Origin of the sequence: Corynebacterium sp., assembly GCF_030532715.1 — a bacterium.
Taxonomy (GTDB): Bacteria; Actinomycetota; Actinomycetes; order Mycobacteriales; family Mycobacteriaceae; genus Corynebacterium.
The window spans coordinates 138,591-162,821 of the sequence record NZ_JAUNKO010000006.1 but is presented as its reverse complement, the minus strand read 5'-3'; the positions used below and the strand labels follow the sequence as shown (position 1 = coordinate 162,821).

Annotated in this window: 23 protein-coding genes and 5 tRNA genes; 10 read left to right on the top strand and 18 right to left on the bottom strand. The window is 59.2% G+C overall.

Annotated elements, in window-relative coordinates:
• Window positions 1-49 precede the first annotated feature (49 nt).
• Window positions 50-742: a queuosine precursor transporter gene (locus tag Q4D83_RS10575; RefSeq protein WP_303175270.1), complete on the top strand. Its 693-nt coding sequence runs from the start codon at window positions 50-52 to the stop codon at window positions 740-742.
• Here the strand turns inward: Q4D83_RS10575 and tgt are convergent, their stop codons facing one another.
• The 6 genes from tgt to Q4D83_RS10545 all read right to left on the bottom strand — a co-directional run bounded on the left by tgt (window position 743) and on the right by Q4D83_RS10545 (window position 6,112).
• A complete protein-coding gene (gene tgt / locus Q4D83_RS10570) occupies window positions 743-1,990 on the bottom strand; it encodes a tRNA guanosine(34) transglycosylase Tgt (protein WP_303175269.1) in 1,248 nt (415 codons plus the stop codon).
• Window positions 1,991-2,001: 11 nt separating this feature from the next.
• A complete protein-coding gene (locus Q4D83_RS10565) occupies window positions 2,002-4,443 on the bottom strand; it encodes an MMPL family transporter (protein WP_303175268.1) in 2,442 nt (813 codons plus the stop codon).
• A gap of 214 nt (window positions 4,444-4,657) precedes the next feature.
• Window positions 4,658-4,748: transfer RNA gene (locus Q4D83_RS10560), tRNA-Ser, on the bottom strand.
• A gap of 66 nt (window positions 4,749-4,814) precedes the next feature.
• Complete coding sequence (locus Q4D83_RS10555; RefSeq protein WP_303175267.1) at window positions 4,815-5,024, bottom strand: CsbD family protein; 210 nt, start codon at window positions 5,022-5,024, stop codon at window positions 4,815-4,817.
• A gap of 100 nt (window positions 5,025-5,124) precedes the next feature.
• Complete coding sequence (locus Q4D83_RS10550) at window positions 5,125-5,556, bottom strand: nucleoside deaminase (RefSeq protein ID WP_303175364.1); 432 nt, start codon at window positions 5,554-5,556, stop codon at window positions 5,125-5,127.
• 40 nt (window positions 5,557-5,596) lie between these two features.
• Window positions 5,597-6,112, bottom strand: a complete 516-nt coding sequence (locus Q4D83_RS10545; RefSeq protein WP_303175266.1) for a tRNA adenosine deaminase-associated protein — start codon at window positions 6,110-6,112, stop codon at window positions 5,597-5,599.
• Window positions 6,113-6,150: 38 nt separating this feature from the next.
• On the opposite strand from Q4D83_RS10545, the gene Q4D83_RS10540 reads away from it, so the two are divergent.
• On the top strand, window positions 6,151-7,179 hold the full coding sequence (locus tag Q4D83_RS10540) for a prephenate dehydrogenase (protein ID WP_303175265.1): 1,029 nt from the start codon (window positions 6,151-6,153) through the stop codon (window positions 7,177-7,179).
• 20 nt (window positions 7,180-7,199) lie between these two features.
• Here Q4D83_RS10540 and Q4D83_RS10535 read toward each other — a convergent pair whose 3' ends face one another.
• The 5 genes from Q4D83_RS10535 to Q4D83_RS10515 all read right to left on the bottom strand — a co-directional run bounded on the left by Q4D83_RS10535 (window position 7,200) and on the right by Q4D83_RS10515 (window position 11,439).
• Window positions 7,200-8,513: a hypothetical protein gene (locus Q4D83_RS10535; protein ID WP_303175264.1), complete on the bottom strand. Its 1,314-nt coding sequence runs from the start codon at window positions 8,511-8,513 to the stop codon at window positions 7,200-7,202.
• A gap of 174 nt (window positions 8,514-8,687) precedes the next feature.
• Window positions 8,688-8,760: transfer RNA gene (locus Q4D83_RS10530), tRNA-Arg, on the bottom strand.
• Window positions 8,761-8,881: 121 nt separating this feature from the next.
• Complete coding sequence (locus tag Q4D83_RS10525) at window positions 8,882-10,465, bottom strand: DASS family sodium-coupled anion symporter (protein WP_303175263.1); 1,584 nt, start codon at window positions 10,463-10,465, stop codon at window positions 8,882-8,884.
• A gap of 792 nt (window positions 10,466-11,257) precedes the next feature.
• Window positions 11,258-11,330, bottom strand: a tRNA-Arg gene (locus tag Q4D83_RS10520).
• Between the two features lie 17 nt (window positions 11,331-11,347).
• Window positions 11,348-11,439 (bottom strand) — tRNA-Ser (locus Q4D83_RS10515).
• 81 nt (window positions 11,440-11,520) lie between these two features.
• Here Q4D83_RS10515 and Q4D83_RS10510 point away from each other — a divergent pair.
• On the top strand, window positions 11,521-12,603 hold the full coding sequence (locus Q4D83_RS10510) for a pyridoxal phosphate-dependent aminotransferase (protein ID WP_303175262.1): 1,083 nt from the start codon (window positions 11,521-11,523) through the stop codon (window positions 12,601-12,603).
• A gap of 10 nt (window positions 12,604-12,613) precedes the next feature.
• Here the strand turns inward: Q4D83_RS10510 and Q4D83_RS10505 are convergent.
• Window positions 12,614-12,700, bottom strand: a tRNA-Ser gene (locus tag Q4D83_RS10505).
• An 80-nt stretch (window positions 12,701-12,780) separates the two neighbouring features.
• On the opposite strand from Q4D83_RS10505, the gene Q4D83_RS10500 reads away from it, so the two are divergent.
• Window positions 12,781-13,746 carry an NAD(P)H-quinone oxidoreductase gene (locus Q4D83_RS10500; RefSeq protein WP_303175261.1) on the top strand — a complete coding sequence of 322 codons (966 nt, stop codon included), beginning with the start codon at window positions 12,781-12,783 and terminating at the stop codon, window positions 13,744-13,746.
• Window positions 13,747-13,755: 9 nt separating this feature from the next.
• On the opposite strand, the gene Q4D83_RS10495 is transcribed toward Q4D83_RS10500, so the two are convergent.
• Window positions 13,756-14,991: an aminotransferase class V-fold PLP-dependent enzyme gene (locus tag Q4D83_RS10495; protein ID WP_303175260.1), complete on the bottom strand. Its 1,236-nt coding sequence runs from the start codon at window positions 14,989-14,991 to the stop codon at window positions 13,756-13,758.
• 40 nt (window positions 14,992-15,031) lie between these two features.
• On the opposite strand from Q4D83_RS10495, the gene Q4D83_RS10490 reads away from it, so the two are divergent.
• A complete protein-coding gene (locus Q4D83_RS10490; protein WP_303175259.1) occupies window positions 15,032-15,976 on the top strand; it encodes an ABC transporter permease in 945 nt (314 codons plus the stop codon).
• A 20-nt stretch (window positions 15,977-15,996) separates the two neighbouring features.
• The gene (locus tag Q4D83_RS10485; RefSeq protein WP_303175258.1) at window positions 15,997-16,839 is read left to right on the top strand and encodes an ABC transporter ATP-binding protein; all 843 of its coding nucleotides are present in this window, start codon (window positions 15,997-15,999) and stop codon (window positions 16,837-16,839) included.
• 66 nt (window positions 16,840-16,905) lie between these two features.
• On the opposite strand, the gene Q4D83_RS10480 is transcribed toward Q4D83_RS10485, so the two are convergent.
• Complete coding sequence (locus tag Q4D83_RS10480) at window positions 16,906-17,454, bottom strand: isochorismatase family protein (protein ID WP_303175257.1); 549 nt, start codon at window positions 17,452-17,454, stop codon at window positions 16,906-16,908.
• A gap of 56 nt (window positions 17,455-17,510) precedes the next feature.
• Entirely contained in the window at window positions 17,511-18,581 is a 1,071-nt protein-coding gene (locus tag Q4D83_RS10475) for a metal ABC transporter substrate-binding protein (RefSeq protein ID WP_303175256.1), read from the bottom strand.
• Window positions 18,582-18,781: 200 nt separating this feature from the next.
• Here Q4D83_RS10475 and Q4D83_RS10470 point away from each other — a divergent pair, with 200 nt between their 5' ends.
• The gene (locus tag Q4D83_RS10470) at window positions 18,782-19,699 is read left to right on the top strand and encodes a glycosyltransferase (RefSeq protein WP_303175255.1); all 918 of its coding nucleotides are present in this window, start codon (window positions 18,782-18,784) and stop codon (window positions 19,697-19,699) included.
• A gap of 18 nt (window positions 19,700-19,717) precedes the next feature.
• Here Q4D83_RS10470 and Q4D83_RS10465 read toward each other — a convergent pair whose 3' ends face one another.
• The 3 genes from Q4D83_RS10465 to Q4D83_RS10455 are packed head-to-tail and all read right to left on the bottom strand — an operon-like array spanning window position 19,718 to window position 21,408.
• Window positions 19,718-20,146, bottom strand: a complete 429-nt coding sequence (locus Q4D83_RS10465; protein ID WP_303175363.1) for a GtrA family protein — start codon at window positions 20,144-20,146, stop codon at window positions 19,718-19,720.
• A gap of 34 nt (window positions 20,147-20,180) precedes the next feature.
• Window positions 20,181-20,987, bottom strand: a complete 807-nt coding sequence (locus tag Q4D83_RS10460) for a hypothetical protein (protein WP_303175254.1) — start codon at window positions 20,985-20,987, stop codon at window positions 20,181-20,183.
• Window positions 20,988-21,030: 43 nt separating this feature from the next.
• Window positions 21,031-21,408, bottom strand: coding sequence for a hypothetical protein (locus Q4D83_RS10455; protein WP_303175253.1), 378 nt, complete (start codon window positions 21,406-21,408; stop codon window positions 21,031-21,033).
• Window positions 21,409-21,441: 33 nt separating this feature from the next.
• On the opposite strand from Q4D83_RS10455, the gene Q4D83_RS10450 reads away from it, so the two are divergent.
• The 3 genes from Q4D83_RS10450 to Q4D83_RS10440 all read left to right on the top strand — a co-directional run bounded on the left by Q4D83_RS10450 (window position 21,442) and on the right by Q4D83_RS10440 (window position 24,135).
• On the top strand, window positions 21,442-21,666 hold the full coding sequence (locus tag Q4D83_RS10450) for a hypothetical protein (protein WP_303175252.1): 225 nt from the start codon (window positions 21,442-21,444) through the stop codon (window positions 21,664-21,666).
• 228 nt (window positions 21,667-21,894) lie between these two features.
• Complete coding sequence (locus Q4D83_RS10445) at window positions 21,895-23,361, top strand: FAD-binding oxidoreductase (RefSeq protein ID WP_303175251.1); 1,467 nt, start codon at window positions 21,895-21,897, stop codon at window positions 23,359-23,361.
• Between the two features lie 12 nt (window positions 23,362-23,373).
• Window positions 23,374-24,135: a decaprenylphospho-beta-D-erythro-pentofuranosid-2-ulose 2-reductase gene (locus tag Q4D83_RS10440; RefSeq protein WP_303175250.1), complete on the top strand. Its 762-nt coding sequence runs from the start codon at window positions 23,374-23,376 to the stop codon at window positions 24,133-24,135.
• The last annotated feature ends 96 nt before the right edge of the window (window positions 24,136-24,231 follow it).

Genomic DNA, 24,231 nt, shown 5'->3' with positions numbered 1-24,231 from the left:
CGTCACCAGAGTGGTGTTGGCTAGCCTCACTGTGGGATCATCTACACCTATGTCCAGCAGTGCGCGTTTTATCCCAGTACAACAAAGTGTGTACCCAGTGCTTCTTGCGCTTTTTGTGGCCGTGTTTGTGATCTCCAATATCACCGCCACGAAGGCCGTAGCGCTGGGCCCCATCATTACGGACGGCGCTTTCTTCTTGTTCCCGCTCGCCTATGTGGTGGGCGACGTGCTGGCGGAGTGTTTTGGCTTCCGCGCGACTCGCCGCGCCATTTGGACGGGTTTCGTGGTCACCATTGTGGCGGTGGTGTCGTTTTACATCGCCATCGCGCTCCCCGCCGCCGAATTTTATGAGCAGCAGCAACAATTCAGCGCGGTGCTGGGGTTGGTGCCGCAAATCGTGTTGGCCAGCTTGGCGGGCTACCTGGTGGGCCAATTGCTGAACTCGTGGGTGCTGGTGAAGCTCAAGGAGAAAACTGGGGAGTCTTCCCTGTGGGCTCGATTGTTGGGCTCCACGGTGGTCGGTGAATTTGGGGACACCCTGGTGTTTTGCCTGATTGCGGCGCCCGCGATCGGCATTAGCACGTTTGCGGATACCGTGAATTACACGCTGTTTGGTTTCCTCTGGAAGACCGCCGTGGAGATCATGGTGATGCCGGTAACCTACGCGGCGATCCGGTGGGTGAAACGCCGCGAAGGATACTACTCACAGGCCGCGCAGCAGCCGGAGCCCGTGCACCAATAATTAGCGCTTGTTGGCGTAGTAACGGCCGAGGAATTCGTCGCGGTAAGCCTGATAATAGCCCCCGGTGATTGCGGCGCGGATATTATCCACAAGCCCCACTAGGAAGTGCAGGTTGTGCAGAGTGCACAGCGTGCCGCCGAGGTATTCCTTAGCGCGTAGCAAGTGGTGGATGTAGGCGCGGGAGTAATTCTGGGAAACATACCCGCCGACCTCGTGGTCAATTGGGGAAAAATCCCGTTTGAATTCCGCACGAGTGAGGTTCACTCGGCCGTCGAGGGTGTAGACGCCGCCGTGGCGGCCCAGGCGGGTAGGCGCCACGCAATCGAAGGTGTCGGCGCCTGCCTCGATAGCGGTAAACAGGTCATCGGGTTCGGAAATTCCCAGCAGGTGGCGGGGTCGATCCTCCGGCAGTTCGTCACACACCCACTCGACAATGGTGCCGAGGTTTTCCTTTTCCAGCGCACCACCGATACCGTAGCCGCCGAATCCACGGCGCCCGGCGGCCTCCGCGGCGTCGGAAAGTTCGACGAGGCCGCGGGCGGCGCGGCGTCGTAAATCTTCGTATTGGGCACCCTGAACCACGCCCCAGAGACTTTGCAACGGTTTGCCGGGGCGGGCATCGGTGAGCCGCTGGTGCTCGTCAAGGCAACGTTGCGCCCACCGGTGTGTGCGGGCGACGGAATCCTCCTGGTAACGGCGCGTATCCACCAGGGTGGTGAGCTCGTCGAATGCGAACATAATGTCCGCACCCAATTGGTGTTGGATGCGCATTGAAACCTCGGGCGTAAAGCGATGCTTTGAGCCGTCGAGTACGCTGCGGAAATCCACGCCGTCTTCATCCACCTTGGCCATGCGGTCTTTACGTTTCGCACGTATGTCGCCCTCGGTGAGGCCCTTGGTATCCATAGCGAGGACCTTTTTAAAACCCACGCCGAGACTCATCACCTGAAAGCCACCGGAATCCGTGTACGTGGGGCCGTGCCAGTTTTGAAACGCCGCGAGCCCGCCAGCAGCGTCCACAATATCGGGCCCTGGCTGCAGATACAGGTGGTAGGCGTTCCCCAACACCGCCTGCGCCCCGGTGGAGCGCACCTGCTCCGGGGTGAGAGTTTTCACGGTGGCTTTCGTGCCCACCGGGATAAACGCCGGCGTGGCAATATCACCGTGCGGAGTATGGATAATCCCCGTACGCCCGTGCGGTGAAGCATCGAGGCGCGTGTGCAGCTCAAAGGTGGTGTCTTCGGTCATGGACAACGAGTCTAGCCGTTCCGCAACGCCCTCAATCGTTCCGTATCCACTCGCTGCCGTTCTTGCCGCAGCCGCTCCCACTCATCTTCCAACGCGGCGCCCTCCACATCCACCACGGGCAGGATGCGATCCAGCCAGGACGGGATCCACCAGGTGGCGCGGCCGAGCAGGAACATCGCCGCTGGGACGAGACCCATGCGCACAAAGAACGCATCAAAAAACACGCCGGCGCCGAGGGCGAAACCGAAAATCTTGATGAACGGCAGCGGTTGATCAATAAAGGCAACGAACACGGCGATCATGATCAACGCTGCTGAGGTCACCACCCGGGCGCCAAGCGTGTAGCCCTCAATGATCGACTCCTCCACCACGTTGTACTCCGCGTGCGTGGTGCGCCCCGCGATCTTGGTGTAGTGCTCCCGCATACGAGACACAAGGAATACTTGGTAGTCCATGGCTAGGCCGAACGTAACGCCAATCAGGAAGATAGGCATAAAGGAAATGAGCGGGCCGGGCGTGTTCACCATGTTCCACAGGCCCTCCTGCCAAAACAGCACCGTCACGCCGAACGCCGCACCCACCGATAGCAAAAAGCCCAAGCCTGCTACCACCGGCACCATCACCGAACGGAACACCACCAACAACAAAATAATGGCAAGGCCGACCACAATGGCGAGGTAGATCGGCATGGCGTCTGAGAGCTTTTGGGTAACGTCTCGCTGAATCGGCGTCAACCCGGTAATGCCAATGCGCACCCCGGTGGAATCCTCAATGGAATGCTCGCGGGCACGCAACGCGGACATCAACTGGCTGGTCATCGGGTCTTCCGGCCCGTAATTCGGGGTAAGCAGCATCTGCGCCGCAGTCCCCGGCTCGCTAATGCCAATGATCTGCGTGTGCTTCACCCCGGGATGCGTAGCAAATTGCTGCACAATCGTCTGGAAGGAAGCGACCGCCGCTGCCTCCTTTTTGTTAAAAGGCTCCTCTTTGCGGTTCGCCTCATCCCGCAGAATACCCACCAGGGGCGCCAGGGACTGCGCCTCAGTATCCACGTCGGCGGCGTCCACCACCAGCAGGAAGGGGGCGTTCACGCCGGGGCCGAAACCTTCCTTCATCAAATCCGCAGACTTCCGCTGCGTCGTATCCAGATTCGAAATCGTGTCCGATGGCAGGGCTAGTTCAATGCGCGTCACCGGGATGGTTAACGCACCCAAACCCAACACCACCACCGTGAGCACGAGCGCCGGGAAACGATGCACAAACCCCACCCACAGGCGCCCCTTGGACCGGCGCACTAAACCGCTGCGCTTGGTGCGGCGACGCTTCACCGGCAGGCGCACACCAAACGCGTACTGGCCCGCCACGCCCAACAACGCCGGCAGCAACGTCAACGCCACCAAGACCGCAACGGTCACGGTGAATGCGGCAGCCAAACCCATGTAGGTAAGGAACGGGATATTCACAATAGTCAGGGCAACCAGCGCGATGATTACCGTCAAACCGGCAAACACCACCGCCGAACCCGCCGTGCCAACCGCCATCCCGGCGGCCTCATCCCTGGGGGCGCGTTGATACTCCGCCCGAAACCTCGACACAATAAACAAGGCGTAATCGATGCCCACGGCAAGGCCAAGCATCACCGCCAGCACCGGGGTGGTGTTGTTCAACGGTGCCCAAGCAGTGGCCAAAATAATGGAAGCGCTACCAATACCGACGCCGACCACCGCCGTTACCAGCGGCAACCCGGCGGCAATCAACGAACCAAAGGTAAAAATCAGCACTAGGAACGCCACGGCAAGGCCAATGGCCTCGCTGGTGGATTTGATCACCAATGGATCACCGAACGCGGCGCCGCCGCCTTCCACCTGCAATCCCTGATCGCGGCCAGCCTGCATCGCCTCGTTGATCACGCGGCGATGCTCGTCGGTCACGGCGGCGGGACGCGGGACGTCGATACCGAAGGAGGTATAACCGATGCGTCCGTCATCGCTAACTAAGCGCAGGTTATAGGCGTCCTTCTCCGCGACGGCCAGCGGCATCCCCGTTTGGGTCTCCTGCTCGATTACGCCCTGCATCAACTGCGGGCTGACCTTCACGGGATTGCCAAACCTGCGGGTATCCGTCAAGTTCGGCAAGTCCTGCTCGATTTTCTGCACCACCGTGTCAATCGCGCGAGAATACTTCGGCTCATCCAAACGGTGGCCCTCCGGAGCCGCGAACACGAGGTTCACACCCGAAGCTTCCAAGGGATTCTTCTGGTCCGGGAACAACTCCACCAAGGATTCCGCAGCCTGCTGCGAAGGCGTACCTGGGATGGTAAACACATCATCAAAGCCACGTTGAAACGCCGAGGCCGAACCAGCGATCGCGGCGAAAATAACGGCCCATAATGCAAGGACAGCCCATTTCCGGCGATACGAGAACCGGCCGATGCGGAACAGCAGCTTGGCCACGGCGAAGAAAACTCCTCAGGTACTCGACAGCATCAATACAACGTTCACAGTCTAGCGACACGTAGGAGCAACCAACGCGTTCAGCGCCCCCACTGGGCCGTTACAGCGAAAGCCTACTCCGTTCGAAGCTTCGCCTGCAGCACTATTTCTGCAACGGCAACAGCCCCCGGCGAGCATCTTGCGCTCACTGGGGGCTGTGCGTGCTTCAACAGCATGGCGGTGGCGGGGGGATTTGAACCCCCGGTTGGGGATTACCCAACACTCGCTTTCGAGGCGAGCACCTTCGGCCGCTCGGACACGCCACCGCCACGTAGCTTAACGGGCAGACATCGGCTCCGCCAAATCAGCAGGCCACATCACCAGCGTGGAAACTAGTGCTTATCATCCTTGCTGAACGCCCCGAGCACCTTGTCGGCGGCATGCTTGACGGATTCGCCGGCCTCCGAAATCTTCTCCTTCACGTCGGCCTTGGTTTGGTCCGCGCGGCCCTCGTCCGCAATCCGCTCGTCGCCGACTGCCTCGCCGAAAGTTTCCTTGGCCTTACCGCCGAGCTTTTCTGCCTTGTTTTCAAAATTGCCCATGGAACACTCCTTGCAAGTAGTTCATCGAAGAATGGACCACCCAGCGTAGAGAAGGCAGCGCGGCATCCGCCAAGGATCCTTCCACATTGATATCGGCTTGTTACCTGTGACGGTGAAAGAATTCGGCGAGCAAACCAGCGCATTCCTGTTCGAGGACCCCGCCGCGCACCTCAACGGGGTGCAGCACCGCAGGGTCTCGGACCACATCGAATACGCTGCCGCAGGCACCGGTCTTGGGCTCCCAGGCGCCGAATAGGATCGTGCCAATGCGCGCGCCCACCAACGCGCCAGCGCACATCGCGCACGGTTCCAGCGTGACGGCAATGGTGCAACCGGTGAGCCGCCAGCCGTCGCCAAGCAGCCGCACCGCTTGCCGTATCGCCAGGATTTCAGCGTGGGCCGTGGGGTCGCAATCAGCCTCCCGCCGGTTCGTGGCGGCGGCTAGCTCGCGGCCGTCGGGCGCGAAGATCACCGCACCCACGGGGACGTCGAGAGGCGGGGTGGTGCGGGCGACCTCCAAGGCGCGGCGCATCGCACTTTCATTGCGAAGATCGGCGGCTGGGCGCGGCAAACTAGTCAAGGTTCAAATCGGTTGCTTGTGCGAATTCCGAGGCGAACCCAAGCTCCGCGGCCACGCAAAGCAATTGCGCGCTGGGCAGCAGCTCGTTGTCGTTTACGATTGCGCACATCGTATCGGCAGAAAGGCCCAGGTCAGCGAGCAGGGCGGGGTTACCCACGGGGTAAGGGTCAGCGAAATCACACTCCCCAAGTTCCGGAATGCAATCGCCCGTTTTCTCTAATACGGAAGCGGCGTACGGGCAGGTTACCGCCATGCAGGCATCCGAAAGCAACATTTCAACGCCGCTTTCCGTATAGCGCGCCAGCACGAAATAGTCCTCACCGACGCAGCTCATTGTGAACACATGTCCAAGTTCGCACGCGGTGCGGGCGGCGGCCAGCGTGGCGTCAATGTTGGAAAAATCCGTGTCCAAACCCGCGACGAACCAGGCGCCTGAGGGGACGCGGCACACAGTCACCGCGAAATTCACTTCCGACGCCTGTTCCAGGAGGGTCTCGGTCTCATTCATAATCCGTAACCGTAGCCTGTGTGTGCCACACTTGTCAGGTGACCACTACTACGATTTCCCGCCCCGTCTGCATAATCGGCCTCGGTTTGATCGGAGGATCCCTCCTGCGCGACCTCGCCGCTTCCGGCCACCCAGCATACGGTTTCCAGCGCTCCCCCTCCGCCGCGCGCGTTGCAATCGACGAAGGATTCGACGTAAGTTCGAACCTTCCGGAGACCCTAGCCCGCGCCGAGAGCGAGGGCGCGCTCGTCGTATTAGCCACCCCCATGCCAGCGATTCCGGCGCTCTTAGACTCCCTGAATAAGTACGCACCTACGTGCGGTTTTACGGACGTTGTGAGTGTTAAAGGCGAGGTTTATGAGCTCGTATGCGAGCGCGGCATGGAGGACCGCTACGTTGGTGGTCACCCCATGGCGGGCACCGCAGACAGCGGCTGGTCCGCCTCTCAACGCAACCTCTTTTGCGACGCCGCGTGGGTAGTCACCTTCGACCACGCTATCGACGGCGAGCCTTCCGAATCCTGGATACGTCTCTGGGAAGACGTCGTACACATGGCTGTGCGCGTTGGGGCCGAAGTGATCCCCTGCCGGGTGGCCAACCACGACGCCGCCGTCGCACGCATATCCCACCTTCCGCACATACTTGCAGAAACCTTAGCGATCATCGGCGACAACGGCGGCGCCCTCACCCTCTCTCTAGCCGCGGGTAGCTTCCGCGACGGTACCCGCGTCGCCGGCTCCAACCCCTCCCTCGTCCGCGCAATGTGCGAAACCAACCACACCGCGCTCTTGACCGCCATCGACGAAGCCATCACCCTGCTTGTTGACGCCCGCGCCAACCTCGCCGCCGCAAAACCCAGCGTGGAAGAACTCGTCGACGCCGGCTACCGGTCCCGCATCCGCTATGAGGCACGATCCGGTGGACGCAGCAATGGGCATGCGCCTGGACGTACCTGCGGCCAAGGCATATCCCACCGGCCAGTCATCCGCTTCCAGCCCGGCAGCAAAGGCTGGATCAACCAACTCATTCAAGCCGAGGACCTCGGCGCCCGCATCGAGGTCTTCTAACCACAGATGCGGCGGGAGCACTAGGTGAACTGACAGGAACACAAATAGTCGAATTCATCAATACTGATTCGAATGTCGCCATCGAACCAGCTCGACACCGATAGCCCCTGCTTGTCAAACTTCAGCAACGCCGACACCGACGAATCGCTGCCTACATGGAACACCCCCTCCGCCCGATTCGACTCCGGCTCTAACCGCGCCAACAACCGCTCGATATACTCCGACGAAGTCATCTCGCCGGCGGTTGGGGCGCTTGTAGTTGGGGCGGCGTCGTCAAGCGATTCGGCCAAAACTTCGAATTCCACCCCACGACGACGGTCACTGCGCACGGTCCACCCCGCGCCCTGCGTACCCTGCTCAAATTCACCATCCCGCAAGTACGCCAACAGATAATCGGCAGCCTGTTCGGGGGCGAGGGCGTATCGATGCGTTTTCTTGGACTTCGGAACGCGGGACTTTGATGAAGCGTCTGGAGTCCGTTGTTCCTGTTCGGACTGCGCAATGAGTTCGACCAAATCATCGATTGGCAGCGGGTTCTTGTGCGGTGCTCCACTGGGCCCATGCCCCTCGCGGAGAGTCACCGGATACGCCCCATCAAAACCGCTAGCGCAGAAAAACCTCATCTCATCTACGGTGGTGTCGGGGCCGGCAAACCCTGCCACCACCCGCGTCATCTGCACCTCGCCGGATTCCAATAATCGCCTCGGAATGGTCACATCGAACGGCCGGCAATTTCTAGCTGCACCAATTCTTATGCCATGGCGCGAAGCCGAAAACACTACCCCGAGGCAAGGGCTTTTCCCTTCCGCCATATTCCACACATACTGAAACACAATGTCCAAGGGCTCATTTTCTGGATTGAATACCTTGAGCCCCTCCCACCATTCCGGTGGCGCCACCGCAATATCGGTAGGCAGATACTGCAAAATCTCCCCGATACTTTGATCGAACTGCTCCCAATCGCGAACGACTGGCGCACCTGGATAGAACTGGTGGTGGGACGGCACATCCCCAATCTCTTTCTCCCACCAATACGGCGCGTCCCCCTCAAATTGATATGCCCATTCACGGTCGGAAAACTCATTGCTAATGAAGTTTTCGTAACAAAACGCCTCCACGGTGATCTCGAACGAAGAGCTCCGGAACGCTTGACGAACCCCAATCTGGATCACACGTTCGCCCACAAGCCAACGGAACCGTACTCTCGGCCCCACCGCTTTCAACGGCGGGCCACCTAACAACTCAGCGGCCTGACGCAAAAACTGCCACGTATCCTCCACCGTCAGCGTTTTCCCCTGCAGGGCACGCACCCGATCAAATAGTTCTGCCTCCACGCCCATAACCTAAGAACTCCTCACTCGGCAACCAACTAGCAAATAGCAAACTGAACACTCGGATCACCGAGCATAGTCGGACTTGGAGGCGCAAGGACCGAAGGCTGAGTCTGCGTGGCGCCGGTGAGCAACAAAAATCCCCCACGGAAAATGCTTCCGTGGGGGTGATGGTTGCGCGCCCGAAGGGATTCGAACCCCTAACCTTCTGATCCGTAGTCAGATGCTCTATCCGTTGAGCTACGGGCGCTTGCCGTTGCGCTGTGCAACGTGAAATCACATTACACCTGACCTGGGAACTCCAACAAATTACCAGGTCAGGGGCCGGTTGCCCAGCCCCGTGCGCGCCAGATGGCGCGCACCCTACCACGCTAAAGCACGAGACCAAACACTGGCACTGCCAGCAGATAGGTAGCCATGGTGATCAGCGCGATGCCGAGGATGTTGAGCCACAGGCCGCCCCGAATCATCTCGCCAATCTTCACGTAGCCGGAACCGAATGCGATTGCGTTCGGCGGCGTAGCCACCGGGAGCATAAACGCACAGGTTGCGGCGAGCGCGACGGGGATGGTCAGGATCAGCACATTTTGGGTGTTCCCATTCGCGGTCAACCCGATACCGACAGCGACACCAGCGATGATCGGGAGGAACGCCGCTGCGGTTGCCGTGTTCGAAGTGAACTCCGTAAGAAAGATAATCAGGGTGGTCACCGCGACGATAATCAGGATGATCGGCAACACAGCGAGACCCTTGGCCAACTCGCCGATGTACAGGGAAAGCCCCGAGTCGGAGAACATTTTTGAAAGTGCCAAGCCGCCGCCGAAGAGCAGCAACACATCCCAAGGGAGTTTCACCGCAGTCGGCCAGTCGACGAGGCGGTGACCTTGTTTATCCACGGGGATCATAAACAGCAGGATCGCGGCCGTCATACCGATTGCGGAGTCGGCGATGCTTAGCTTTGAGCCCGTAAGCTTCAACGCGATGGGGATGAAAATCCACGATAACGCGGCCAGCGAGAACACAATCGCGGTGAGAATTTCCCCCCGCTTCATTGAGCCCATCTTGTTCAGCTCCTCTTGGATGATTTCGCGCCCACCGGGGATCGTCTTCATCTCCGGCTTGTACACAGTGGTGAGCACCAACCAGGCAAGAATCATAAACACCACAGCCAGCGGGATTCCCACAAGCATCCACTGCGCAAACCCGATATGCACATCATGATTGTCGGAAAGGTACGCAACCAACAACGCGTTCGGCGGAGTACCAATGATCGTGCCGAGGGAGCCGATCGACGCGGAATACGCAATGGCGAGCATGAGCGACGTCGCAAAGTTTCGTTGCTTGTCGTGGCCGCCGACAATGCCGGCGGTGAGGTTGAGCACGGACAAACCGATAGGGAGCATCACCACAGCAGTCGCCGTATTGGACACCCACATGGACAAAAATCCCGTAGCCAACATAAACCCAGCAATAAGCTGGCGCGGCTTCGTCCCCACCGCGAGCACCACCAACAACGCGAGCCGGCGGTGCAAATTCCACTTCTGCATGGTGAGCGCGAGGATAAAACCGCTCATAAACAGGAAAATCGTCGGCGAAGCGTACGGCGTGGCAATCTCATCAAACTTCACCACCTGGAGGACGGGAAACACCACGAGCGGCACCAACGCCGTGGCAGCAAGCGGAATAGATTCCGTCATCCACCACGTGCCCATCAATACGGCCGTCGCCGCGGTAATGCGCATCGCCTCATAACTAAACGAAGCTTCTGAGTCGTTAGCCGCTTGATTCACCAAATCCGCTGCGGAAGCTGGAAAGAAAAAATACACCAACAAGGCGACAATAATGCCGCCGATTAACCCCGCCGCCTGGCGCGGCCACGCACTGACATCATGGGAACCGTCCTCAAGCTTGTCCGCGTCAATCGTGGGAGATTCACTAGTTGCTTCTGTACTCATAATTTTTTCCTCTGTTGGTTCCTTGCGGGCGCCTTTCCGAGCAATCTTCATACGCTGCCGGGTAGGCACCTTGGCCAAGCCTTGGTAGCGCCGCCTCAAGTGCAGCCAAACAACTTCTTCGTATACCCTTGGACAGCGCAACCTAATTCAAAATTACAACGTTCAATTGCCGTGGTCGGACCATATGATCAATTCACTGTTCGCCTCACCGACGTGATACCAGCACGTTGATGCAAGTAACATTAGTTTCGCAGTACAGTTGGCATCCGCCATGCCCGTGACCACCTGTTTTCTGCCGCCTTGGCCTTAGGCACGTGCGCCACACCCGCCCGCGCGGGGTGCGGATGGCTTCCGAAGAACCACATAATACGCCCCTAATTGGGGGGAGGCTGCGCGGGCAAACCCGAAACCACGGCCCTGAGAATCCCCACATTAGCCGTCTTGGACTGCCTGCGGTAGCGATCGAAACACTTCTCAGCAGCGACGGGTTGCAAGCGATCTATCGTTCACCGGAGCACAACGAAACCCCACGAAGCGGGCCTTCCGAATAGTCTGCGCAGTGCAATACACATTGATGGATTTCAGCCACGTGCTCACGCGAACTTAACGCTGCCCTCGCCCACAGTGAAGCCGCGGCACAATGTATCGACGCACATAGTTAGCCAGCTCATCAGCGCGATCCCCGGAGGCTTTCCCCAAAGAACTTGATTACTGGTCACTAGAACTGAAGAGCTCCCCTACACACCACAAAACCCCAACTCAAACTCGCGTCAAAGTTGGGGTTGGAATCTGCGCGCCCGAAGGGATTCGAACCCCTAACCTTCTGATCCGTAGTCAGATGCTCTATCCGTTGAGCTACGGGCGCTTTGCTCACATTGATGTTGGCGGAGGCGAGAGGATTTGAACCTCCGGTCCTCGGTTAAGAAGACAACTCATTAGCAGTGAGTCCCATTCGGCCGCTCTGGCACGCCTCCATGCTCAATGCGAGACTTCATCATCCTACCCACCGGGTCCAGCCAGCACCAAATACCAAGGCCACGCGGTATGGTTGCAGCATGATTCGCGCTGACCTCGCCGCCCTTCCTGATTATGTGCCCGGCTCCCGCATGCAGGGTGCCCTGAAGCTGTCTAGCAATGAGTCTTCGTACCAGCCGCTGCCGTCCGTAGTGTTGGCTATGCAGGCGGCGGCGACGCAGACGAACCGCTACCCGGATATGACCTCCACCGCGCTTATCGACGCCCTCGCCTCCCGCCTCGACCTGCCCGCCTCCCAGGTTGCCGTCGGTTGCGGGTCTTCGGCGTTGTGCCAACAACTAGTCCAGATCACCTGTGCGAATGCTTCCGATGAGGTGGTGTTCCCGTGGCGCAGCTTTGAGGGTTACCCCATTTTCGTCCAGGTGGCGGGCGCTACCCCGGTACCAGTGCCGTTGACTTCGGATCACCGTATGGATCTCGCAGCAATGGCCGCCGCCATTACCTCGAACACTCGCTTGATTTTCGTGTGCAATCCAAATAATCCCACGGGCACGGTTGTTACCGAGGCGGAGTTTCAGGAATTCATGGCTGCGGTACCCGCAGACGTCATCGTGGCATTGGACGAGGCGTATTTTGAGTACCTTCGCACTACGGATACTCCCCTTGCCCACACCCTGATTCGCAATCACAAAAACCTTGTAGGCCTGCGAACTTTTTCCAAGGCGTTCGGCTTGGCTGGCGCTCGCGTGGGCTACGCGTTTGGCCCTGCAAACATCATGTCCGCCCTGAACAAAGTGGCCATCCCGTTCGGGGTGAACAGCATCGCCCAGGCCGGAGCACTCGCTTCCCTCGACGCCTATGACGAAATTCTTCACCGCACCAACGAAGTCATTTTCGAACGCGATCGTGTATCCACGGCGCTAGGAACCCCCGATTCTCAAGCAAACTTCGTTTGGCTACCTAGCGCCTCGTTACCAGAAAGCCCGGCGGACATCGCCGAGTACTTCGCGGACCACAAAATCCTCGTGCGCTGCTTCCCCGAAGGCATCCGCGTCACGGTCACCACGCCGACGGAAATGGACCAGCTCATCGCCGCATGGGAAGCAATCACCTCCGGTGAGTCCGCCCACGCCACAACCATCCCCAGTTCACCACTGCCCTAGGGAGTGTTTGCGGAAGTAGAGGGATTTGAACCCCCGGTCCGTTTCACGGGACGCTCGCTTTCAAGGCGAGTGCATTCGGCCGCTCTGCCATACTTCCATCGCTACCGTTGTTTGGCAGCGCGCTTTAGTTTACCTGATTGCCCCCGGAGTGCACGATTTTAACCTAGCCTGGTACCCATGAAGGCGATTACTTTAGCGGACCCCGGTGACAAAACTTCTCTCACTTTGACGGAGGTAGACCCTCCGCAGCTCGCGGAGGGCGAGGCACTTGTCAAGGTGTACGCCGCCGGCGTGAACCGTGGTGACTTGTTGCAGGCCGCCGGCCATTACCCGCCACCACCTGGCGCGAGCGAGATCATGGGTTTGGAGTGTGCCGGCGTGATCGAAAACCCCGGCACCACTGCCTACGCTCAGGGGGATCGGGTGGCTTGCCTCTTGGCTGGCGGCGGTTACGCGGAGTATGTGGCCGTCCCGGAGGGGCAGCTCATGCCGTTGCCGGAGGGGTATTCGTTCGAACAGGCCGCCAGCATCGTGGAGGTTGCGTGCACGGTGTGGTCGAACCTGGTCATGCGCGCGAATCTGCGCCATGGGCAAACGGTACTGATTCATGGCGGCGCGGGCGGCATCGGCACGTTTGCCATCCAGTTGGCCAAGGCGTTGGGTTGCACGGTGGCGGTAACTGCCGGTTCTGCGGAGAAGCTGGAAACGTGCCGGCGTTTAGGCGCGGATATTTTGATCAATTACCGCGAGGACGATTTCGCCGAGGTGATGAAAAATAAGGCTGACGTCATTTTGGACATCATGGGCGCAAAATATTTGGACGCGAATGTGCGTGCGCTTGCTATGGATGGGCACTTGGTGATCATCGGGATGCAGGGCGGAGTGAAAGGCGAATTGAATATTGCGCGCCTGCTCACGAAGCGTGGTTCGATTTCCGCGACGGCATTGCGGGCGCGAGATTTGTCGGATAAGGCGAATATTGTGGCGGAGACTGTGCAAAACGTGTGGCCGCTACTTGCTGACGGCACGATTACCCATCACATTCACGCCACGTACCCGCTTGCCGACGCCGCGTCTGCCCACGCCGCGCTCGCGTCCGGCGAGGTCACGGGCAAGGTCATCTTATCGGTGACCGAGGGGTAACACCCTGGCTTACGCGAGGGATGCGACTACCCGCGTTAATTGGTCGATGTCGTTTGTGGTGTTAAATGGCGCCAACCCGATGGTCACGGCGCCACCCGCGTCTGCCACGCCCATTGCGTTGAGCAGGGGGTCGCTGGGGCTGACGGTGGTGACCAAACCATTGGCTGCGAGGCGTTGCTGCACCGTATCAGCGGGCACGTTGTGCACCACGAAGGTGAGGCGAGGTACGCGGTCGATGCGACCTACGTCGCCGTATTCGGCGGCCTCGCCGGAGATGCCCACGAGGTGCACGCGGGACAGGCCGCGTAGCGATTCAATGGCGTAGTTGTTCAGCGACCTCAGGTAGGAGTTCAGTTCCTGCATGCTCACGTGCAGTCGACGCCGGCGTTTCCCGAGCGCGTCTTCATCCAAATCGGCCATGTGATCCACAAGGGTTGCTACACCGCCGAGCAGTCCGGGCGACATTCGTCCGAGTTCGAGCTTTTGGGGACCTTCTAGGCCATCCTGCAGCGCCGTGAGGCGTGGGAACATGGAGGTGTCGCGGAACACCAAGGCGGCGACGTTCGGCCCGCCCATTGCGGCGCAGTCGAAGGCGAGGATATCCACACCCCAGGCATCCATGTCGATTGGCCGATAGCCAATGACGGCGGTGGCATCCACCAAGACCCACGCGCGGGAACGTTCGTGGACGATGTTGCTGATCTCCTCCACCGGCACCACGGCCCCGACGTAGGGGTGCGCGGCGGCGAACGACACCAGCCGAGTACCCCCAGTGATCAGGCTGCGGAATTGCCAGTCCGGCAAATCCCCGGTCCCCAAGTCGGGTTGCGCCCAAGATACTTGGGTATCGGACCGCCGAAACGGATTGGTCAAGATGCGGGAGTCTGCCTGCGAGAGGACGACGCTGTGGGAGCGGAAGGGCAGGGCGTCGGCAAGCGAGCGGTACAGCACTTCCAAACTGGGGCCCAGCACCACGCAATCCGCGGAAGCCCCGACCAAATCAGCGATTGCCCAGCGTGCCGACGCCGCGAAACTCTTACCCAGCGGTCGCCCCCGTTCCTGCGAACGAGAATGCGACCCTGTGGAAGGCTCAACCTGCGCAACAGACGGAGCCATACGGAAGGATCGCGCTACAGCGCCGGAAACCTTTTCAGGTATCTGGGGGCTCTCATGAGCGTTGAGGTAGGTCCAACCGTCACTCAAGGAGACGTAGAGCCCGCGTACTCGGGCCACGTCAAACACCATCTGTTACTCACTCCTTGCCGTGCGAAGATACCCACCTAGTATGCCTGCTTCACTCGATTTGCGCGACTATCCAGCTAGGGTGGTCTTTGTGTCAGAACTAGCATCGCCGAGGTTTCGGCAGGAAGACATCGATCGAATTACGCAGATCGATCCTGCTCACGCACCCACATCCCAATCAAAGACTTTTCATGCCGCATGGTCAGACCTGGTGAATGGTTTTCGACAGCATGAGTTGTGGCTGCAGTTAGGTTGGCAGGACATTAAACAACGTTATCGCCGAAGTGTTCTTGGACCCCTGTGGATTACTATCGCCACCGGTGTGATGGCGTTGGCGCTCGGGTTGCTGTATTCGGTACTGTTCAAAATTCCGGTAGCAGAGTTTCTTCCACACGTGACCGTTGGTTTGATCATGTGGAATTTTATCTCGGGCGCCATCAAAGAAGGGTCTGACATTTTCATAGACAACGAAGGGCTGATTAAACAATTACCCTCAGCACTGTCTGTTCACGTGTACAGGCTGGTCTGGAAACAAACCCTTTTCTTGGCACACAACATGGTTATTTGGGTAGTGCTTATGCTAGTGTTCCCGCGAGCCTTGGGGTGGCAGGTACTTCTCGCATTCCCGGCACTTTTCCTGCTTATTTTGAACGGGGTTTGGGTGGCGATGTTCTTTGGCGTCATCGCCACACGCTACCGCGACGTATCCCCCCTTTTGGAGGCACTGACGCAGCTACTTTTCTACGTCACCCCCATCGTATGGACCACCCAAACCCTCAAGGAACAAGGTGGCGAAATTCAGTCGCGGGCCCGCCTCGCGGAGCTGAATCCCTTGTACCACTACATGGAGGTAGTTCGCGCCCCACTCATTGGTGTTGACTTGCCCGCATACCACTGGTGGGTTGTTCTCGGCTGCACCGCGTTCGGCTTATTGTTGGCGTTGCTGGCCATGAAGCAGTGGCGTTTCCGCGTCAGTTATTGGGTTTAGTGTACGGAGGAACAACTCAGATGGTTGCCATTGATACTTACAACGCCTGCGTGGACTTTCCGATCTTTGATGCGAAGTCCCGCTCCATGAAAAAGGCGTTCCTCGGCGCGGCTGGCGGCGTGATCGGCCGTAACGCAGACAACGTTGTTGTTGTGGAGGCACTGAAAAATATTAACCTTCACCTGCGGGAAGGCGACCGCGTGGGGCTTGTCGGGCACAACGGTGCAGGCAAATCCACCCTGCTGCGGCTACTTTCCGGCATTTACGAACCCACCCGCGGCTCCGCGCTTATCGACGGCCGCGTCGCCCCCGTGTTCGACTTAGGCGTGGGCATGGACCCGGAAATATCCGGGTATGAGAATATTATTATCCGTGGGTTGTTCCTCGGGCAGACGCGGAAACAAATGAAGCAAAAAATGGATGAGATCGCGGAGTTTTCCGAGCTGGGCGAATACTTATCCATGCCGCTGCGCACCTACTCCACAGGCATGCGCATCCGTCTCGCCCTGGGCGTAGTCACCTCCATCGAACCGGAAATCCTATTGCTCGATGAGGGCATCGGCGCCGTAGACGCGGCGTTTATGGCCAAGGCTCGGGCCCGGCTGCAGGAGCTGGTGGAACGCTCCGGCATCCTGGTATTCGCCTCACACTCCAATGACTTTTTGGCTCAGTTGTGCGACTCCGCCTTGTGGGTGGATCACGGGGAAATCCGCCAGGCGGGAGCAGTGGATGACATTGTTGAGGCTTATGAGGGTAAAGGCGCCGCTGACCACGTGCGGCGGCTCATGCAGCGCATGGAAGAAGAGCGCTTGGAAACGAGCCAATCAAAAGCCCCCAACGAAACCACTTTGGAGAGCGACTAAACAAGGGCACTGGGGATTTGGCACAACGCCACCTGAATGCCCTTCTTATGCACCACTTAACCAGGCTTAACGAGCCAAAACGTCGGCAATAGTAACCACTTTGGCGAACCTGCCGGACAATACGGCACAGGTTCTTTCAATGATTTCCTCCGCGGAGATTGGATCCTCTTGTCCGCGCACTGGGATGGGGTGTGTGGTGGTGGCATCCCGGATGAACTCCACCTCATAGCCCAAGTCGGAGGCGAGCCGCGCGGTGGTTTCTACGCACTGCTCGGTGCGGATTCCGGCAACTTGGATGGTGTCAATGCCCCGGAATGTCAGCATTTGCTGCAGGTTCGTGGTGGTGAAGGCATTATGGCTGGTTTTGGTAATCACAGGTTCCCCACCGGTGGGTTCAAGCCCGGGCTGCAATTGCACAAAGCCGCTGGCGGGGTCGAACGGCCCTTTGGTGCCGAGGTCTGCGTGCAGCACCCACACCACGAAGTGCTTCTTCATGCGTGCGTGCTCGACCAGCTTAGCGACCTTAGTGGCCAGATCTGGGTCCGCGATGTTTTCCCAGCTCGGCAGATTGCGGAAGGATTCTTGGACATCGATAACAAGCAATGCGGTACTCATAGTTACGATTATGGGGGCGCTTACCAGCTCGTGTACATAATCGCGAAATAAACTTGCTAAGCGTGCGACTTTTTCGCCTCGAGTCCGGCCCGCAACACGTCGGCGTTGTAGCGTAAAGCGCCAATGTATCCGTCGAGTGGTGCCGTACGCCCCAATGACCCGACAAGGAGCTCACGATCCGCCACCGCCACCTGCCCGCCGCGGGCGCGGACCGCCTGCCGCACGGCGTCAACATCTTCCTTGCCAGCGATATTATCCGCGAACAGGGTTTTCACGTGGCGGTCCATGACTAGGTCGCTGAGTGCCTTAGCCCGCTCACTCATCGGCGCCGCGTCCGGCGCGGGCGTCGTGGACGTAACGGCGACAGCGGTGGCTGCGGTGTCATCGGTGCGTTCGATCACGGAAGGCTGCACCGAGTGCACCTCGAAGCCGTAGGTTTTGCCAAAGTACTGAAAGCCGTCATAGCCGGTGATCAGCACACGAGAGTCCTCATCGATGGCCGCGACTTGGTCCTGAATGTAGGTGTCGAGCTCATCGATACGCCGCAGATAGATGTCAGCGTTGTTGCGGTACGAATCCGCCTTTCCCGGATCGGCGGCGGCAATGATTCTTTCGGCAACAGCCTCCACCACGGGCTTCCACATCGGCGGGCTCATCCACACGTGCGGATCCGCCACCAAGGCTTGGCTTCGGGTGTCACCCAGCCACGTCTTCTCGGTGGGCAACAACAACGCGTCCACATCCGTCACCGCTTGCATGACCGCGAACTGGCGGGGATCTTGAGCCTCCAATTGCTCGTCCATCAAGGACTCCAGCTGCGGGCTCATCCACAGCACTACCTTCGAGGACTGGATGCCAGCGAGATCGCGAGTATTGGGTTCATACGTGTGCGCATTGCCGCCCGAACCCACCATGACCGTCAGATCCGCCTCGGGCACAACGTTGCGCACGATATCCCCAAGAAATGCCGTAGTGGCAAATACGGTGAGAGCGTTGCTTTCAGAAGTGGGCCTGGCAACCCGATCTTCCACGTGGCTGCGGGCGCAGGCCCCAAGCCCGCCAAGCAACACGAACGTCCCCGCGGTGCGCAGGAACCCGCGGCGGCTGATCACAGTGTTTGCCCTCATGGGAACCTAGTGTAAAGAGCACAAATTTCTGAGCCGATGCTCACAGCCAGCAACGGGGGTGCCCACAGAAACCCCACAGGTTGTGCAAAATTCACTTTGTCCTGCGTTGTTGGGGATCACCGAGCGAGGAAAGCGAGGGGGTAGCGGACGCACGGGGGCGTGGCGCGGCGTCGAAAAGCGGGGTGTGGGACAATGACCGCATGCCTCTCTCCTCCACTGATAAGGTTGCGGCGGTCGTGGTGACGCATCGGCGCGTTGAACTGCTGGAGCATTCGCTGCGTGTACTTGCGGCGCAAACCCGAGCAGTGCACTGGATCATCGTCGTAGATAACGGTTGCGAACCCGCAGTGGAAACCTTGGTGCGCGAAGTGGCCGGAGACCGCGCCGTGTACCTGCCCTCCAAGCACAATTTGGGCGGGGCGGGCGGCTTTGCCTACGGCTTCCTCACCGCGCTCGCGCTCGGCGCAGACGCCGTGTGGTGCGCCGACGACGACGGCCGCCCAGAGGACGAAAACGTACTGGCCACGCTGCAACACTGCGCGGAAAAGCACGGCCTTGAAGAGGTTTCCCCGGTGGTCTGCAACCTCGAAACCCCAGAGCGATTGGCATTTCCCCTACGGCGCGGGGTGGCGTGGCGCAGGTGGCGCTCCGAACTGGTGAACCCAACGGACCCGAACGACGATCTCCTGCCGGGAATCGCTTCTTTGTTTAATGGGGCATTACTCAGCGCCCACGCCATGGAGCGTATCGGGGTGCCGGATTTCCGGCTGTTTATCCGCGGCGATGAAGTGGAATACCACCGCCGACTGGTGCGCTCTGGGCTCCCCTTTGGCACATGCCTCACCACGGCGTACCTGCACCCGGACGGCTCCGACGAGTTCAAACCTATTCTGGGCGGGCGAATGCATACCCAATACCCGGACAACCCCAACAAGCGCTTTTTCACCTACCGTAACCGGGGCTACCTCATGAACCAACCGGGGATGCGCCAGCTGCTACCGCAGGAATACGCCCGGTTTGCGTGGTTTTTCCTCGTGCAGCGTCGCGACATCGCGGGCTTCCGCGAATGGCTGAAACTTCACCGCATGGGGCGCCGAGAGCGCTTCGACCGGCCGTAGTTGGGTTCCCGCACGCGACTAGCCTTGGCGGCTGGATCCCTTAAAGATCACAAGGCGCTGAACGAGGAAGTTAATCACCGTAGCGGTGCCTTGGGAGATCAAAAACGCCAGCATAAACGCCGCTTTTTCACTGAGTGTGCCGTCCAATAGGTAGAACAACAACTTGTGGCCGCCGACGTTGACCCAGAACGTGATGGTGTAGAGCAGCACCACAGCGAGGAAGCGTTTCGAGGATGCTTCCGCCTGGAAAGTCCACCGGCGGTTGATCATATAAGCGGTGAGCGTTCCGAAGATAAACCCGACCGTGCGAGACAATCCAGGGCCGAAACCTAAGACGATCTGGAACAGGTACGACAGACCCAGGTCCACTACCGCGGCGATACCGCCGGAGATAATGAACCGTGTTGCTTGGGTGCGGGCGCCTAACTCCTTGGGCGGGTTGCTCATTGAAACTTCGGTCACGCCTGAAAATGCTACACGTTCAGCCGCAATCCGCCGCGCTATGCGGTGCGCGCAGCAGATCACGGTAGCAATCCAAGCGTTCCACCACAGAGCCGCCAATAATGCGTTGTAATTCCTGCAACGAGGCGGCGCACAATGCGCGAATGCCGTCCGCGGAAAGCCGTGAATCATCGTCGTCGACCCATCCGAGGGCCTCCATCGTGGTTTCCGCAATGTGGTCCGTCAATTGCGGCCCGCTCAAGCAACTCAAGGCCAAGATCAGTGACCAGAATGCGTCTCGGCCTGCGGCGTCTTCCTCCAACGGCAGCGTACTGGACCGGGTATCCGCGGCGTCGTTCGGCGCAGGGAGGTCAAGGGCCTGCAAGAGGGACACAAAGTCCCGGATACGGGAGCGCTCAATTACCGAAGCAACCTCGGGGTGCACGCGGCGCAGAACGGCCTCAGTGGTGGCTTTGCCGGTGAGCAGCTCGTTGATCTCGCTAGGGTTGAAGCCCCCGGCAAGTGCCCCGGAGCCGGCGATGCACAATGCGCGTGGGGTGCCTTGATCACGCGGGTACGTTTCCAGCGTTTCCAGCTCGATGTTCCACAGCCCCCACACAAAACGCAGTGTTGGGTAGGCGGAAAGGCAACTATTGGGGTCCACCACTTCAGAAGCGTCGTGGAATGACCACGGCGGATTCCCTGCGAGATTGAAGCAAATCCGCAAAATGCCGGCGACTTCGGCAAGCGTAAGCGAATCATTTACGCCGACAGTGCGTTGAATTGCACCATCGTGGTGGACAAGTTCCGCATGGAGCAGCGCGGTTCTTGGTGCGCGGCGCATCATACAAGCCAGGGTAGTAAATTTCTCGCCCAAGGTGTCTCAGGCGCTACTTGGCAACCAATGCCGCCGACGCATCGTAGACCACAGCACCCGCCACCAGGCCGAGCACGGTGTACGGCTTGCGGATACCTACCTTACGCAGGCCTTTCGCCAGCATCGCATCCGCCTTTGCGGAGGCATACAGCGCGGTAGCTACGCCACCAATTTTCAGCCACGTGGTGACCGGCCCGTCCTCGGTGCCATCGAGTTCGAGGCGATCCCAGGTGATGTCGTTGTCTGGGTTTTCATCAGTGTTGATCATGTAGATGCCGCCGGCGATCAGCGATGCTGTCAGCGCGCGCCGCACCCAGGCGTTGTGAACATAGTCAGGAAGTGCTGTGATGACGGCTGCAAGCCCTGCTCCAGCGATACGAGTTGTGTTCATATTGGCCACGATAGTCGAGGTAGTGTTATGGCCATGTTTGGCTTGTTCAAAAAAAAGGCTCCCGCGCCGCATATCGCCGCAGAAAACACCACCACACCGCTGAATAATTTCATGACCATGCTGATGGCCCAAGAACTGCCGCTGCTGGATAGTAAGGACCGTGTGCGGGTCTACGAAATCCTCAATGAATATGACGGCCCTGAGATCACCTCGCAAGAGGAATTGCCGGAAGAAATCCGCCAACTTATGGATCTTTAACCCCGCGACACGCCCAGACACACCCTAAGATTCCCCCACGCTTCGGGTTTTCTCATCTTGGGCACTCCGGATTTACGCGGGAGGCAACGCATCGGCGTGGACCAGCATTGTTTGCCTCACAGGTGCAGCACAGCGGCGCCAAGCGTGACGAATCACACGGGTGGGCGCGGACGTCGAAACGCTGATAGAGCTCGACAAACCCGCAAATAGGGGTACCGTGGTAAAACGATGACGAGCGATAAGGGCAAGTCCGGCACCGTTGCTTCGACCGGTGCTTCTGGGGCCCTCCACACAGAAGCCAAATCCCTCACCGGCTGGGGCCGCACCGCCCCCACCACAGCTGAGGTTCTGTCCACACCAGACCTAGAAACAATCTGTAACGCGGTACGCCTCGTTGCTGAGCAAAACGAGAACAAACCCACACATTTACGGCGCGGCGTTATTGCCCGTGGCATGGGTCGCTCTTACGGCGACTGCGCCCAAAACGGTGGCGGCCTTGTTGTGGACATGCAGGCGTTCAACAAAATTCACAGCATTGATCCAGACACCGCCATTGTTGATGTGGAAGGCGGTGTCACCCTCGACCAACTCATGAAAGCCGCGCTGCCCTATGGGCTGTGGGTTCCGGTGCTGCCCGGCACCCGGCAGGTGACCATCGGTGGCGCCATCGGTCCGGACATTCACGGCAAGAATCACCACTCGGCGGGTTCTTTCGGCGACCATGTGGTTTCTATGGAGCTGCTGGTTGCGGACGGGCGCATCCTGCACCTTGAGCCGGAAGGCACCCCGGACGACCCCGAAGGCAATCTGTTCTGGGCGACCGTCGGAGGCATGGGCCTCACCGGCATTATTGTGCGCGCCAAGATTCGGATGACCCGCACCGAGACCGCTTACTTCATCGCCGACGGTGATTTGACGTCCTCGCTGGATGAGACCATCGAGTTCCACTCGGACGGTTCGGAGAAGAACTACACCTATTCTTCCGCCTGGTTCGACGCTATTTCCCCCGAGCCGAAGCTGGGCCGCTCCGCGGTGTCGCGCGGTTCCTTGGCCACGCTGGCTCAACTTGAGGAGCTCGCGCCGAAGCTGGCCAAGGATCCGTTGAAGTTTAACGCCCCGCAATTGGTGACCGTGCCAGACATTTTCCCGTCGTTCACCATGAACAAGTTGAGCATGATGGCGATCGGCGAACTGTGGTGGTTGAAGTCTGGCACCTACCAAAACAAGGTGCAGAACCTCACCCAGTTCTATCAGCCGCTCGATTTGATCGGCGAGTGGAACCGCGGTTATGGTTCCCGCGGGTTCCTGCAGTACCAATTCGTGGTGCCGCGGGAGGCAGTGGACCCGTTTAAAGACATTATTCGGGACATTCAAAAGTCTGGGCATTACTCCGCGCTCAACGTATTTAAGCTGTTCGGCGAGGGCAACCGCGCACCGCTGTCCTACCCAATGCCGGGCTGGAACGTGTGCGTAGATTTCCCGATTAAGCGGGGCCTTGGCGATTTCCTCGACGATATTGACCGCCGCGTGATGGAATTCGGCGGCCGCCTGTACTTGGCCAAGGAATCGCGCACGCCGGCTGAGCGTTTCCACGCGATGTACCCCGGCATGGAGGGTTGGTTGAAGACCCGCCATGATATTGACCCGACTGGCGTCTTTGCTTCCGATATGTCCCGCCGTCTCGAATTGCACTAAGAAGGATTTACCATGCTGAACGCTGTGGGCAAGGCCCAAAATATTTTGCTGCTCGGCGGCACCTCCGAGATTGGCAACGCGATTGTTGAAGAGTTTCTGACCAAAGGCCCCGCCCATGTCACCCTCGCCACGTTCCAGGGCGACAAGCTTATCGACGCCACGGTGGCCAAGCTAAAGGCCGCAGGCGCATCGTCTGTGGAGGTCATCGATTTTGATGCCCGTGCGTTTGATACACACCCTGAAGTAATTGATCTCGCGTTTTCGCAGGGCGACGTTGATGTGGCCATTGTGGCTTTCGGGGTGTTGGGAGACAACGAAGAGCAGTGGCAAAACCAAGCCAAGGCTGTAGACGCGGTACAAATCAACTACACCGGCGCGGTGTCGGTGGGTGTGTTGTTAGCGCAGAAGTTCAAGGAGCAGGGCCACGGCACCATCGTTGCCATGTCGTCGGCGGCGGGGATGAAGGTGCGCCGTTCGAACTTTGTATACGGTTCCGCAAAGGCCGGTTTGGACGGTTTCTACACCCAGCTTGGTGAGGCGCTGCGCGGCACCGGTGCCCACGTTTTGGTGGTCCGCCCCGGCCAGGTTCGCACCCGGATGAGCGCCGGTGTGAAGGAAGCACCGTTCACGGTAAACCGCGAGGATGTAGCAGAAGCGGTGGTCCAAGCAACATTAGACCGCAAAGATACGCTTTGGGTGCACCCAATGTTTAAGTACGTGATGATGGTACTCCAGCACCTGCCTAAGGGAATCTTACGGCGACTACCCATCTAACTTGTAGCAACGTATGCCAAACTGGAATGCATGACACAGGTAACCGATAGGGACGCGGTGGAGCTTCCCGTCCCTGCATCTGAAGTGCCGTTCACC

Bases quoted from the DNA above. Each gene is read 5' to 3' on its own strand.
- Q4D83_RS10575 (WP_303175270.1), top strand. From the start codon at position 50: ATGTCCAGCAGTGCGCGTTTTATCCCAGTACAACAAAGTGTGTACCCA.
- tgt (WP_303175269.1), bottom strand. From the start codon at position 1,990: ATGACCGAAGACACCACCTTTGAGCTGCACACGCGCCTCGATGCTTCA.
- Q4D83_RS10555 (WP_303175267.1), bottom strand. From the start codon at position 5,024: ATGGGCAATTTTGAAAACAAGGCAGAAAAGCTCGGCGGTAAGGCCAAG.
- Q4D83_RS10550 (WP_303175364.1), bottom strand. From the start codon at position 5,556: ATGCGCCGCGCCTTGGAGGTCGCCCGCACCACCCCGCCTCTCGACGTC.
- Q4D83_RS10545 (WP_303175266.1), bottom strand. From the start codon at position 6,112: ATGAATGAGACCGAGACCCTCCTGGAACAGGCGTCGGAAGTGAATTTC.
- Q4D83_RS10525 (WP_303175263.1), bottom strand. From the start codon at position 10,465: ATGAGTACAGAAGCAACTAGTGAATCTCCCACGATTGACGCGGACAAG.
- Q4D83_RS10510 (WP_303175262.1), top strand. From the start codon at position 11,521: ATGATTCGCGCTGACCTCGCCGCCCTTCCTGATTATGTGCCCGGCTCC.
- Q4D83_RS10500 (WP_303175261.1), top strand. From the start codon at position 12,781: ATGAAGGCGATTACTTTAGCGGACCCCGGTGACAAAACTTCTCTCACT.
- Q4D83_RS10495 (WP_303175260.1), bottom strand. From the start codon at position 14,991: ATGGTGTTTGACGTGGCCCGAGTACGCGGGCTCTACGTCTCCTTGAGT.
- Q4D83_RS10490 (WP_303175259.1), top strand. From the start codon at position 15,032: ATGCCTGCTTCACTCGATTTGCGCGACTATCCAGCTAGGGTGGTCTTT.
- Q4D83_RS10485 (WP_303175258.1), top strand. From the start codon at position 15,997: ATGGTTGCCATTGATACTTACAACGCCTGCGTGGACTTTCCGATCTTT.
- Q4D83_RS10480 (WP_303175257.1), bottom strand. From the start codon at position 17,454: ATGAGTACCGCATTGCTTGTTATCGATGTCCAAGAATCCTTCCGCAAT.
- Q4D83_RS10475 (WP_303175256.1), bottom strand. From the start codon at position 18,581: ATGAGGGCAAACACTGTGATCAGCCGCCGCGGGTTCCTGCGCACCGCG.
- Q4D83_RS10470 (WP_303175255.1), top strand. From the start codon at position 18,782: ATGCCTCTCTCCTCCACTGATAAGGTTGCGGCGGTCGTGGTGACGCAT.
- Q4D83_RS10465 (WP_303175363.1), bottom strand. From the start codon at position 20,146: ATGAGCAACCCGCCCAAGGAGTTAGGCGCCCGCACCCAAGCAACACGG.
- Q4D83_RS10460 (WP_303175254.1), bottom strand. From the start codon at position 20,987: ATGATGCGCCGCGCACCAAGAACCGCGCTGCTCCATGCGGAACTTGTC.
- Q4D83_RS10455 (WP_303175253.1), bottom strand. From the start codon at position 21,408: ATGAACACAACTCGTATCGCTGGAGCAGGGCTTGCAGCCGTCATCACA.
- Q4D83_RS10450 (WP_303175252.1), top strand. From the start codon at position 21,442: ATGTTTGGCTTGTTCAAAAAAAAGGCTCCCGCGCCGCATATCGCCGCA.
- Q4D83_RS10445 (WP_303175251.1), top strand. From the start codon at position 21,895: ATGACGAGCGATAAGGGCAAGTCCGGCACCGTTGCTTCGACCGGTGCT.
- Q4D83_RS10440 (WP_303175250.1), top strand. From the start codon at position 23,374: ATGCTGAACGCTGTGGGCAAGGCCCAAAATATTTTGCTGCTCGGCGGC.